This window comes from Acidibrevibacterium fodinaquatile, assembly GCF_003352165.1.
Lineage (GTDB): Bacteria > Pseudomonadota > Alphaproteobacteria > Acetobacterales > Acetobacteraceae > Acidibrevibacterium > Acidibrevibacterium fodinaquatile.
Genome location: NZ_CP029176.1, coordinates 1,730,116 through 1,742,574 on the forward strand (window position 1 = coordinate 1,730,116; position 12,459 = coordinate 1,742,574).

The following is a 12,459-nucleotide window of genomic DNA, read 5'->3' on the forward strand; positions in this document are numbered from 1 at the left end:
AGGGCATGAACAGGCTTTCGCGGATGGAGAGAAGGATCGCCGGCCTGATGATGGGGCTTGGCCTCGGCGCGGGCCTTGCCGGCGTCGCCTGGGCCGACACGCTCGCGCAGCCGCCCGATCTTGTCGGCCCGTCGCTGCCGGGGGCGCAAAAGCCGGGGGCGCAAAAGAGCGCGCAGCAGGGCGCGCCGGTGATGGGGCCGCCCGTGCCGCATGCGGCGTCGGCCGCGCCGGCCGCGCCGAAGGGCGAGCCGCCGCATACCCTGGTTGCGGCGCTGGTCGCCGCTTATTCGACCAACCCGACCTTGCTCAGCGAGCGCGCGCATCTGCGCTCGGTCGATGAAAATGTGCCGACCGCGCTCGCCGGCTGGCGCCCGCAGGTCACCTTCCAGGGCGAAGCGGGCTATGGCTACGGCACCCAGTCGTTATATTTCCCGCCTGGGCCACTCCAAGTCTTCGGCAATGCGCGCGATATCGGCATCGCCCAGGCCAACATGACCCAGCCGCTCTATACCGGCGGCAGGGTGCATGCCCAGACGCAAGAGGCCGAGAACAACGTCATGGCCGAGCGCGCCAAGCTGATCGCGACCGAGCAGCAGGTGTTTTCGCAGGCCGTCAACGCCTATGTTACGGTGATCGAGGATCAGCAATTGCTCGCCCTCAACATCAACAACGAGCAGGTGTTGACCAAGCAGCTACAAGCCACCAACGATCGTTTCCGGGTCGGCGAGATCACCCGCACCGATGTCGCGCAAGCGGAGGCGGCGCTGGCGCAGGCGCGCTCCCAGCGCGAAACCGCCGAGGGCACGCTGCAAACCGCGCGCTCGACCTATCTCAGCATCATCGGCGAACAGGCCGAGCATTTGAACGAGCCGCAGCCGCTCAAATTGCCGGTCAAGGACGAGGTCAACGTCAACAAGCTGGCGGCGGCCAATAATCCGAACGTGATCAACGCTCAGTTCCAGCTCGCCGCGGCGCAGGATGCGATCGACAGCGCCTTCGCCAACCTGATGCCGACGGTCAGTCTGCAGAACCAGACCTACACCCAGCAGAACGTCGCCTTTCCCTACAGCGCGGCCAATGGCGGCCAGGTGACGCTGAATTTGAATATGCCGATCTATCAAGGCGGCTCGGAATATGCCGCCATCCGCCAGGCGCGCCAGAATGAGCAGGCGGCGCGCAAGAACCTCGACGAGGCGCGCCGCACCGCGATCCAGCAAGCGACGCAGTCGTGGGAGACGCTGATCGCCGCGCGGGCCGCGATCGCGAGCGATCGCGCCGCCGTGCGCTCCAACCAGATCGCCCTCGAAGGCGTCGAGCGTGAGGCGATCGTCGGCAGCCGCACCACGCTCGACGTCTTGAATGCGCAGCAGGCGCTGCTCACCTCGCAAGTGACGCTGGTGCAGGATCTGGCGAACCTGGTGAATGCCTCCTACAATGTCGCCGCGGCGGTCGGGCGGCTCACGGCGCGCGATCTCAACCTGCCGGTCGCGGTCTATGACGAGGCGGCGTATTACCGGGCGGTGCGCAACCGCTGGTTCGGCACCGGCGATTACGCGACCGGCCAGCCCGGGCGCTGAGGGCATGTTGGCTGGTCGCGTGAACCCGGTCTTAAGCAAACGCGGCTAGAACCGGGCAGAGACGCGGGCCGGCCGAGTGCCGCGATGAGGCGCGAACAGGGTTTGAGGTGGGCATGAATAGCGAGACGCCGAAGGAAGGGGCCGCGGGCGACCCCTCCATGGAGGAAATCCTCTCCTCGATCCGTCGGATTTTGAGCGAGGACGAGAAAGAGGCCAGCGCCACACCGCCCGAGGACGATGTGCTGGTGCTCGACCAGACGATGTTGGTCAAGGACGAGGTGGCGACGCCAGCGGAAGCGCCCGCCGCCATGGCGGCGCAACCCGAACCTGAGCCGGAGCCAGAGCCCGAGCCGTTGGCGCCCGCGCCGGCGGTCATGGCGGCGACGGCGGAAGACGTGCCGGCAACGCTTGCGCCCGCCATGGACGTGGAGCGGGATTCGCCGCTGCTTGCGAATGATACCGCGGAAAGCGCCGCTGCCTCGATCGTTGGCCTGGTGCGCACGCTGGCTGCCGATCGTCTGACGCCGGTGCATCGCGGCGGGCCGACGATCGAGGATCTGGTGCGCGAAGAAATCCGCCCGCTGCTCAAAACCTGGCTCGACGCCCATTTGCCCGCCCTCGTCGAACGCCTGGTGCAGAACGAGATCGAACGCGTGGTCAACCGCGCCGTTCCCTGATCCCGGCAAAGAGAAAAGCCTCTTCTTTTTCTGAAGAAAAAGAAGCAAAAAGACTTTTCTTCCGTTCCCCCGGCGCGGGTGTCGCGGTGCCTTTCGGGGGAAAAGTTTTTTGGTTCTTTTTTTCAAAAAAGAACGGACCTGTTCTTTCCCTTAGCCGGATGCGACATGCCTGAAAACGACACGCTGGATAAAAATTTCTCACCGCGCGCGGTGGAAGCGCGGCTCTATGACCTCTGGGAGACGTCCGGCGCGTTCGCCGCCGCGCCGGAGAGCGACAAGCGTCCTTTCACCATCATGATCCCGCCGCCCAACGTCACGGGCAGCCTGCATATGGGTCATGCGCTCACCTTCACCCTGCAAGACGTGTTGATCCGCTGGAAGCGCATGCAGGGGTTTGATGCGCTGTGGCAGCCGGGCACCGATCACGCCGGGATTGCGACGCAAATGGTGGTTGAGCGCCTGCTCGCGGCCGAGGGCACCTCGCGCAAGGAACTCGGGCGCGAAAAATTTCTGGAGCGCGTCTGGCAGTGGAAAGCCGCCTCCGGTGGCGAGATCACGCGGCAATTGCGCCGCCTCGGCGCTTCGCTGGATTGGCAGCGCGAGCGGTTTACGCTCGACGAAGGACTTTCCGCCGCGGTGCGGCGCGTTTTCGTCCGGCTTTACCGCGAAAAGCTGATCTATCGCGACTACCGTTTGGTCAATTGGGATCCGAAACTGCAAACCGCGATCTCCGATCTCGAAGTGGAGAGCCGGGAAGTCAAAGGCCATCTCTGGTACATTCGCTATCCCATCGATGGCGAGGAGGGATGGTCCATCACGGTTGCGACGACGCGGCCCGAGACCATGCTCGGCGATGTCGCGGTTGCGGTGCATCCGGAAGATCCGCGTTATCGCGGTCTGATTGGCCGATATGCAAAGCTTCCGTTCGTTAACCGGATGATTCCTGTCATCGCGGATGAATACAGCAATCCTGAGAAGGGGACGGGTGCCGTCAAGATCACGCCGGCGCATGATTTCAATGATTGGAATGTTGCTCAGCGGCACCCTACCTTGCCGGTTGTGCCTTCGGTCATTGACCGTGAAGGCAGAATTACGCTTGCCGAAATCCACCTGGATTTGCTTCGCCAAGATGACGCTGATTTTTTGAGATCCCTTGAAGGGGTCGATCGGTTCGCTGCGCGTGCGCTCATCGTCGAGCGGTTGAAAGACATTGATCTTCTCGAAAAAATCGAGCCACACACGCATCAGGTGCCGCATGGCGACCGCTCCGGCGTGGTGATCGAGCCGTTGCGCATGGTGCAATGGTTCGCCGATGCCTCGGTGCTCGCGCAAGCCGCAATCAACGCAGTCGAATCCGGAAAAACCCGCTTCGTGCCGGAACAATGGCAAAATACGTTTTTTGCTTGGATGCGCGAGATCGAGCCCTGGTGCATTTCCCGCCAGCTCTGGTGGGGCCATCGTATTCCCGCATGGTATGGGCCCGAGGGCGAAGTGTTCGTTGCTGAAAACGCGGAGGAAGCGCAACGGCTGGCACGCGAGCAACTTGGCCGCGACGTCGAACTCCGCCAGGACGAGGATGTGCTCGATACCTGGTTCAGCTCGGCGCTATGGCCATTCTCCACCCTCGGCTGGCCGGAGGAAACGAAGGAACTCAAGCGCTATTACCCGACCGATGTGTTGGTGACGGGGTTTGACATCATCTTCTTCTGGGTCGCGCGGATGATGATGATGGGCCATCATTTCATGGGCGATGTGCCGTTCCGAGATGTTTACATCCACGGCTTGGTGCGTGATGAGCGCGGCCAGAAAATGTCCAAATCGAAGGGAAATGTCATCGATCCGCTGGCGTTGATCGATGAATTCGGCGCTGACGCCTTGCGCTTTACCATCTGCGCTGCCGCCGGGCCGGGGCGCGATATCAAGCTTGGCCGAAGCCGCGTCGAAAGCCAGCGGAGTTTTGTCACGAAACTCTGGAACGCGGCGCGGTTTTGCGAAATGAACGGCATCGCGCCGGTCGCGGATTTCGATCCGGCGCAGGTACGGCATCGGCTTTCGCGCTGGATTCTGGATGCCGCCGACGGCGCGATCGCCGAGGCGACGAAGGCGCTCGAAGCCTATCGTTTCGACGAATACGCGCAAGTTTGCTATCGCTTTCTCTGGAACACCTATTGCGATTGGTATTTGGAATTCATCAAACCGACTCTTATAGGAACGGAGCATTACGAGACAACATTTCAGCCGGAGTTTCGCGCCGTCGCAGCGCACGTGTTCGGCATCATCCTCCGCCTCCTCCACCCTGTCATGCCGTTCGTCACCGAAACCCTCTGGCACCATTTCGGCTTCGGCGCCGAGGGTAGCCTGATCCGCGCGCCATGGCCCACCGTCTCCGGGCAGGAGCGTTCGGAAAGCCACAGCGATGTCGAGCGCGCCATTGCGCTGATCTCGGAAATCCGCGCAACCCGCGCCGTGCTCAATGTTCCGCCCTCGCGTCAAATCCCGCTTCTCTATCAGAGCAACGTTCCGCTCTTTGAAGCATGGAACAGCGAAATCCGCCGCCTCGGGCGGGTTTCACACATTGATCTGATTGAAGGTGCCCCGCCTGCCGGCTGTGTGCAGATCGTGATCGACAATGGCGCGACCAAAGCTTTCCTCCAGCTCGCCGACGTCATCGATCTCGACACCGAACGGGCGCGCCTGCGCAAGAAACGCGACGAAGCGAATGCCGAGTTCGAGCGCCACTTCCGCAAATTGGAGAATCCCGATTTCGCCAAGCGCGCGCCGCCCGAAATCATCGAGGAGACCCGGGCAAAAATGTCAGCCGCCAGCGCCGAGAAAGAAGCCATCGCCGAAGCGCTCGCACGCATCGGCGGATAATGCCCATTTTACGGCGCCTGGGAGACATCACCGGGCCGTCGAGCGGCGACCTGGGGTTGGGGTAGCCGACAATGCACATTCACCCGCGTCCGATGGAACATATTGACCCGCGTCCGATGGACGACAGCGTCGAAGGAAATGCAAGCGGCAAACATGAGACGGCGAGCGGTGATGCTGGGATTGGTAACGACACTCGCGGCCTGCGCCATCGCGCCGGGGCACCACGCGCCTACCGTCACGCCGCCGCCGACCGAGGAGGATGGCGCGTTCGTCATGGCGGACGGGGCGCGTCTGGCCTATCGCCGCTGGCTGCCCGCTGGCGCGCCGCCGCAAGCCGTCATGCTCGCCTTGCATGGGTTTAATGACAGCCGCGATGCTTTCGAAATTCCGGCCCCCGCTTTCGCCGCCGCCGGCATCGCCCTCTACGCCCCCGATCAGCGCGGCTTCGGCACCGCGCCCGAGCGCGGCGGCTGGCCGGGCAGCGCCCGCTTGGTGCAAGACGCGGCGCATATGGCCCGCTTGCTCCATGCCGAGTACCCGCACATCCCGCTCTATCTGATGGGCGAGAGCATGGGCGGCGCGGTGCTGCTCTGCCTCGCCGCAAGCGCCGAGGCGCCGCCGGTTGCCGGCTATGTGCTGGTCGCGCCGGCGGTCTGGGGGTGGTCGGAGATGAATGTTTTCCTCCGCGCCGCCCTCTGGCTCAGCGCCAGCGCCGCCCCCAACTGGCGGCTCACCGGCGCCGCCGCGCACGTGACGGCGAGCGACAATCGCGCCGCCTTGATCCGCCTCTCCACCGATCCGCTGACCATTCACGAGACCCGGATCGGCACCGTGCGCGGCCTCGTCGATCTCATGGACGAGGCGCAAGCGGCAGGCCGGCACGTCGCGGCGCCGACCCTGGTGCTCTATGGCGGGCATGATGCATTGGTGCCGAAACCGGCGATGGCGGCCGCGTGGCGCAAATTGCTGGTCGCGGCGCCGGCGGATTTGCGGCTGGCCTATTATCCCGAGGGCTATCACTTGCTGCTCCGCGATCAGGATCGCGCCACCGTGATCGGCGACATTCTCCACTGGTTGCAAGCCCCGGCGGCGCCGTTACCCTCCGGCGCCGATCGCGCGGCGCAAACCTGGATCGAACGGCGATGACCCTCACGTGAACCACCCCCCAAGCGCGATCGCGAGCGCGATCGCAAGCCCCGCCTCGCGATTGGCCTTGAAAAGACGCAGGCAGAGCCCGGGGTCGTCGATGTCGAGGGCGATCACTTGCCGGGCGAGTAGTGCTGCCGGCACGGCGAGGGCGGCGAAAAACCCGTTTCCGAGGCCGGCGAAATCGCCCGCGGCGAGCAGCGCGAGCAGCGCCAGCGCATAACAGACGGCGAGAAACGCCCGCGTGTGGCGGCCAAACAGGCGCGCCGTCGATTTCACGCCGATGAGGGCGTCGTCCTCGCGATCCTGATGCGCGTAGATGGTGTCATAGCCGAGGATCCACAGGATTGCGGCGAGATAGAGCGCAGCGGCGGCGGCGTCGAGCCGGCCGGCGGCGGCGGCGTAGCCGAGCGGCGCGCCCCAGCCGAAGGTGACGCCGAGCATGATCTGCGGCCACCAGGTGACGCGCTTGGCGAGCGGGTAGGTTGCGACCAGCGCGAGCGACGCAACCCCGAGGATTTGCGCAAGCGTCGGCAGCTGCAAAAGAATGACGAGCGAAAGCGCGAGTAGGGCGAGAAGAAAAACCGCCGCCTGCCGCATCCCGAGCACGCCCGCGGCAAGCGGCCGGCCGGCGGTGCGCGCGACCCGGCGGTCGAGATCGCGGTCCCACATGTCGTTGACGATGCAGCCGGCGGCACGCATCAGAACGCTGCCGACGGCAAAAAGGACGATGAGCCACAGCATCCGCCCCAATCGGGGCCGCGCGAGCAGGATGCTCCAGAGGCCGGGGAGAAACAAAAGCCAGGCGCCGATCGGCCGATCGAGGCGGGCGAGCAGGAAAAAGGGCTGCCAGCGCTTTGGCAGGCGGGCGATGAAACCGTCGCGAACGATATCGGTATGGGCGCTCATGGGTGCTAATCTGATCGCTATCATGCCAAGGTCAATCCGCCTTTACGCGCCCGCTTCGCTCGCCGCCGGCGCTATCGTGCCCCTCTCCCCCGATCAGGCACATTATCTCGGGAGTGTCATGCGGCTTGCCGCGGGCGCCGAAATCGCCGTTTTCAACGCGCGCGACGGGGAATGGCGGGCGCGGATCAACAGCCTTCGCCGCGGCGCCGCAGCGCTTGCGATCGAAACCGCGCTGCGCGCGCCGACCACGGAGCAGCTCCCCGATCTCTGGCTGGTCTTCGCCCTTCTCAAGCGCCAGGCGACCGACCTCGTCATCCAGAAGGCGACCGAACTCGGGGTTGCCGCGATTTTTCCGGTGATCACGATGCATAGCCTCGGCGAGCGGATCAATCTCGCGCGGCTGGAAGCGATCGCGCGCGAAGCGGCGGAGCAGAGCGAAAGGCTGTCGCTGCCGGAGATCAGGGCGCCGCAGCCGCTTTCCGACCTCCTCGCCGGCTGGCCGCGCACGCGCCGCTTGGTTGCCGCGATCGAGCGCGCCGCAGCGCCGCCGCCGGCCGCCGGCGAGGGGCCCACTGCGCTGATCGTTGGGCCGGAGGGAGGATTCGCGCCGGCGGAGCTTGACGATCTGCGCGCGCGTCCCTTTGTAGAGCCGGCGACGCTCGGACCACGCATCCTCCGCGCCGAAACCGCCGCGATCGTCGGGTTGGCCCTGCTTCAGGCCGCGCCCCGACCGCCTTGATCGCGCCCGCCCATCTCCCGCGCTGCTGTCCCGGTGGCGCACCAAAAGGTCACGAACGCCGCATGTCCAATCCTGGTGAGATCGACGCCACCCCCATCACCGACCGGCGCCAGCTCGCCGCGTGGCTCGAAGCCGGGTGCAAGCCGCGCGAGGCTTGGCGGATCGGCACCGAGCACGAAAAATTCGGCTTCCGCCTCGCCGATTTGTCTCCCCCACCCTATGAGCCAGACGGCATCGGCGCCGTTCTCGGCGGCTTCGAGCGCGCCGGCTGGGCGCCGATCCTCGATCGCGGCCGGATGATCGGGCTCAAGGGCGGGGATCGGCGCAACCAGGCTTCGATCTCGCTCGAGCCGGGGGGGCAATTGGAACTTTCGGGCGGCTTGCTCCCCGATCTCCACGCGACGGCGCGCGAAATGGCGACGCATTTCGCCGAGATGCACGACGCCGCCGACCCGCTCGGCCTCGGCTTCGCCGCGCTCGGCTTTCATCCGCTGGCCCGGCGCGAGGCGATGCCGTGGATGCCGAAAAGCCGTTACGCCATCATGCGCCGCTATATGCCGATGCGGGGTGCGCTCGGCCTCGACATGATGCTCCGCACCTGCACGGTGCAAGTCAATCTCGATTATGCCTCGGAAGCCGATATGGTGCGGAAGCTTCGCGTCGCGCTGGCGTTGCAGCCGCTGGCAACCGCCCTCTTCGCCAATTCCCCTTTCACCGAGGGGCGGCCGAACGGGTTTCTTTCTTACCGGGCTCAGGTCTGGACCGACACCGACCCCGATCGCACCGGCATGCCGGCGGTGTTTTTCGAAGACGGCTTCGGTTTCGAACGCTATGTCGAGTGGGTGCTCGACGTGCCGATGTATTTCATCCAGCGCGCCGATGGCTTCATCGATCTCGCCGGCCAATCCTTCCGCCGCTTTCTCGACCACGGCCTCGATGCGGTGCCCGGCACGCATGCGGTGATGGGGGATTTCGCGGATCATCTGACCACCGTTTTCACCGATGTCCGACTCAAGCGATTCCTCGAGATGCGCGGGGCGGATGCCGGCTCGCCGGCGATGATGCTGGCGCAGAGCGCGCTCTGGACCGGGATCCTTTATGACGATGCCGCCCTGGCGGCCGCCGCGGCGCTGGTGCGGGCGCGGCCCTGGCAGGATTTCGCGGCGTTGCGCGCCGTGGTGCCGCGCCTTGGGCTCCATGCCCCATGGCCGACGCCGGCGCGGCCGGATGGGACGTTGCGCGATCTCGCCCGCGACGTGGTGATGATCGCGAGCGACGGGTTGCGCGCCCGCGCCCGGCACGACGCCGACGGCAGCGATGAGCGCCGCTTCCTCGCCCCGCTGGCGGAGATCGTTGCAGGCGGGCCGACCCAGGCCGAGCATTGGCTCGCCCGCAACGAGACCGCCTGGGCCGGCGACACGCGGCAGATTTTCCACGAATCGCGGCTTTGACCGGCAAGCGCGGGCGATGCGCGACGCGTCGCACTCGCGGCGCGGCGCGGTCACAAAAATGTGCCTTCGTACTCTTTGGGGCCGTTTCGGCCCGCGCGCGTCTTTTTCCCGTCTCGCCGGATTATTAAATATTGCGATGCGCTAAAAATGCACGACGTCGTCGATATCGGGATTTCGACCACCGATTCTTTTCGGAAATGACATTTTAGCACTGCCGCCATGTCGGCGCGATGGAGCGCGGCAAACAGAAATGCTTGCAGTCCACACGGGACTCTGTAACTATAAAAAAATGCTGATGTCACGCACTGCCGAACTCACCTCCCTCGGGCGCCCCGCCGCCCGTGCCGGCGAAGAGCGGCTGCGCCTCAGGCTGTTCGGCGCGATGGAAGCGGCCGCGGCCAATGGCGACAGCGCGCTCCCCAACGGGCGCAAAACCCGCGCCTTGCTGGCCATGCTGGCGCTGGCGGCGCCGCGCCCGGTCAGTCGCGCCTGGATCGCCGAGACGCTGTGGAGCGGCCGCCCCGAGGAGCAGGCGCGCGGCTCGCTGCGCCAGGAAATTCATCGCCTGCTCGATTGCCTTGGCCCGCTCGGCCCCGAGGTACTGGCGATCGGGCGCGAACAGATCGCGCTCCGCCCCGGCACCACCTGGATCGACGTCGCCGAGGTGCTGCGCGCGACGCCCGCCATGCCCGAGGCTTTGCGCCTGATCGGCGGTGAATTGCTCGCCGATCTCAGTGGCCTCGATCCCGCCGCCGATCTCTGGCTCGCCGGCGAACGCAATCGGGTGCGCGGCCATGCCCGCGCCGTCGCCGAAGCGCTGCTCGCCGAACAAACGACGCCGGACGGCATGATCACCGCCGCCCAGCAGCTCCTCGCCATCGATCAAACCCACGAAGGCGCATGGCGGGCGCTCATTCACGCCTATGCCGTGCGCGGTGAGCGGGGGCTCGCGATCGAGGCCTTCGGGCGCTGCCGCGCCGCCTTGGCGCAAGCGCTGGACGCCCTGCCATCGGATGAGACCCGCGAATTGCTTGCCGAAATCCGCTCCGGCAACGCGCCGCCGCTCAAAAACCGCAGCCCGATTGCGGCGCCGCCGCAGGTCCGCAGCGGCAGACGGCTCGGCGTGCTGCCGCTTCAGAATTTCGGCGACGACTCGCATGGGCGTGGCGGCGCCGGTGAACTCGCGATCGTCATCGCCGAGGAAATCACCAGCGCGCTCACCCCGTTCCGCTGGCTCGACCTCGTTTCCTGCTCGGCGCTGGCCCGCTTCGCGACCGAAACCCGCGATGAAACCGCGCTCCGCCGCGCCTTCGGCCTCGATTTCCTGGTCGATGGCACGCTTCAGCGCCAGCGCACGACAGCGGGGGACATGCATCGCGTGACACTCCGCCTCATCGATCTCCATGCCGGCAACCACATCGCCTGGGTGCAGCGTTTCGACCATCGCGCCGACGACCCGCTCGGTCTTCAGGACCGCGTCGCCGCCCTTGCCGCGGCGCGAATCGACCTCGAGGCACAGCATCTCGAAATCCGCCGCGCAGCCCAACCGCAGGCCAGCGCAGCCGGACGCGTCGAGCGCGACATTTCCGCCTATGAGGCGATGCTGCGCGCGCGCGGGCTCATGGTCCGTCTCGATCGCACGCAATTCCTCGCGGCCGGCTCGCTCCTCGATCTCGCCGCCGAACTCGACCCTGATTACGCGGCGCCACGGGCAGAGATCGCCCTCTGGAACGCCCTCCTGATCGCTCAGGGCTGGGCTGCCAACCCCGAGGAGGCCCGCGCCCGCGCCGCTGCCGCGGCGCAGCAGGCGATTGCGATCGACCCGCAGGATGCCCGCGCCTTCGCCATTGCCGGCTACATCAAATCGGCGCTTGCGCGGCGCCATGACGAGGCGCTGGCGTTCAGCCGTCGGGCGGTGACCCTCAACCCGAACCTCCCGCTCGCTTGGGGCTTGGCCGGTATCACCGAACTCGGTCGCGGCGATCTCTCCGCCGCCGAGCAACGCTTCGCCCGCTATAAGGAGCTGGTGCCGCTCGATCCGCAGGCTTTCGTGATCGATCTCGGCCTGGCGCTGCTCGCGTTCCTCCGCGGCGACTTTGAAACCACCGCCATCCTCGCCCGCGAAATCAGCGAGATCCGGCCCTCCTTCCGCGCCGTCTATCCGATGCATCTCGCAGCCCTCGGCCATCTCGGCCGCAACGCCGATGCCGCGCAAGTGCGGGCGCGGTTCGGGCATCTCGATCCCGGCCACAGCGTCGTCAGCATTCTCGACCAGTGCCTGCTTTCCCGCGCCGCCGATCGCGACCTTCTCGCCGAAGGCCTGCGTCTCGCCGGCGTCCCCGAACTTCCCGCGCGCTAGAGCGTGATCGGTTTAAGTCGATCACGCTCTACCCCTATTTTGGCGAGCAAGTTGGCCGGTTTTGATTGAACAGGATGGTTCAATCAAAACCTACCTTGCTCTAGCGTTCGGGCGGCGCGCCATTGATCAGCGCCGCGACATCCGTGCGGCCCGCGTCCCTGAGACCGGCGACGACCCCGGCGCGATCGGCGGGTGTGCGGTTCTGGCTCATTTTCCATTTGCCTTCGAGCCGCGTCAGGGTCAGCGTGAAGCCAACGATGCCCTTGAGCTGGGCGGCAATGAAATCCGCCGGCGCGTCCTCGACCGCCCAGGGCGTGGCCCGCCCGCTCTCGTGGCGCTCGGTCAATCGCTTGACCAGGGTGAGGAGCCGGGCCGGCTCGTCAAAAAAGTGAAGCCGTCCCTCGGCATGGATGGTGACGTAGTTCCAGGTCGGCACCACCCGCCCGGTTTCGCGCTTGCTCGGATAAAACGAGGGCGAGATATAGGCATCCGTTCCCATGAAAATGGCGAGCGCCATCGCCCCGTCGCCGCGTGCCAGGGGATTGCCGCGGGCGATATGGCCCGAAAGCGTGCCGAGCGGCGCCGGCTCCGGGTCGAGCAGTAAGGGGAGGGGGCTCGCCTCGAACCCGCTGCCTGCGGCGATGATCAGATTGGCGAGCGGCGCCGCCCGCATCATAGCCTGCAAGACCTCGAGACGATCTTCGCGAAATGCCGGCGGATTATACAT

At 66.0% G+C, this 12,459-nt stretch carries 9 protein-coding genes; 7 read left to right on the top strand and 2 right to left on the bottom strand.

Features of this window, described 5'->3' with window-relative positions; all coding sequences use genetic code 11:
- The first annotated feature begins 5 nt into the window (after positions 1 to 5).
- The 4 genes from DEF76_RS08365 (at position 6) to DEF76_RS08380 (ending at position 6,274) form a co-directional block, all read left to right on the top strand.
- Entirely contained in the window at positions 6 to 1,577 is a 1,572-nt protein-coding gene (locus DEF76_RS08365) for a TolC family outer membrane protein (protein ID WP_240319152.1), read from the top strand.
- Between the two features lie 113 nt (positions 1,578 to 1,690).
- Positions 1,691 to 2,254 carry a DUF2497 domain-containing protein gene (locus DEF76_RS08370; RefSeq protein WP_114911944.1) on the top strand — a complete coding sequence of 188 codons (564 nt, stop codon included), beginning with the start codon at positions 1,691 to 1,693 and terminating at the stop codon, positions 2,252 to 2,254.
- Between the two features lie 165 nt (positions 2,255 to 2,419).
- Positions 2,420 to 5,128 (top strand): valine--tRNA ligase, encoded by a 2,709-nt coding sequence (locus DEF76_RS08375; protein WP_114911945.1) that lies wholly within the window; start codon positions 2,420 to 2,422, stop codon positions 5,126 to 5,128.
- A gap of 171 nt (positions 5,129 to 5,299) precedes the next feature.
- Positions 5,300 to 6,274, top strand: a complete 975-nt coding sequence (locus tag DEF76_RS08380) for an alpha/beta fold hydrolase (protein WP_240319154.1) — start codon at positions 5,300 to 5,302, stop codon at positions 6,272 to 6,274.
- A 3-nt stretch (positions 6,275 to 6,277) separates the two neighbouring features.
- Here DEF76_RS08380 and ubiA read toward each other — a convergent pair whose 3' ends face one another.
- The gene (ubiA, locus tag DEF76_RS08385; RefSeq protein ID WP_114911946.1) at positions 6,278 to 7,183 is read right to left on the bottom strand and encodes a 4-hydroxybenzoate octaprenyltransferase; all 906 of its coding nucleotides are present in this window, start codon (positions 7,181 to 7,183) and stop codon (positions 6,278 to 6,280) included.
- Between the two features lie 22 nt (positions 7,184 to 7,205).
- Here ubiA and DEF76_RS08390 point away from each other — a divergent pair, with 22 nt between their 5' ends.
- The 3 genes from DEF76_RS08390 (at position 7,206) to DEF76_RS08400 (ending at position 11,732) form a co-directional block, all read left to right on the top strand.
- Positions 7,206 to 7,922 carry a 16S rRNA (uracil(1498)-N(3))-methyltransferase gene (locus DEF76_RS08390; protein WP_114913756.1) on the top strand — a complete coding sequence of 239 codons (717 nt, stop codon included), beginning with the start codon at positions 7,206 to 7,208 and terminating at the stop codon, positions 7,920 to 7,922.
- A gap of 62 nt (positions 7,923 to 7,984) precedes the next feature.
- A complete protein-coding gene (locus DEF76_RS08395) occupies positions 7,985 to 9,373 on the top strand; it encodes a glutamate--cysteine ligase (protein WP_114911947.1) in 1,389 nt (462 codons plus the stop codon).
- 295 nt (positions 9,374 to 9,668) lie between these two features.
- Positions 9,669 to 11,732 (top strand): BTAD domain-containing putative transcriptional regulator, encoded by a 2,064-nt coding sequence (locus tag DEF76_RS08400; RefSeq protein WP_162800563.1) that lies wholly within the window; start codon positions 9,669 to 9,671, stop codon positions 11,730 to 11,732.
- A 100-nt stretch (positions 11,733 to 11,832) separates the two neighbouring features.
- Here the strand turns inward: DEF76_RS08400 and DEF76_RS08405 are convergent, their stop codons facing one another.
- Positions 11,833 to 12,459, bottom strand: coding sequence for an FMN-binding negative transcriptional regulator (locus tag DEF76_RS08405; protein WP_114911949.1), 627 nt, complete (start codon positions 12,457 to 12,459; stop codon positions 11,833 to 11,835).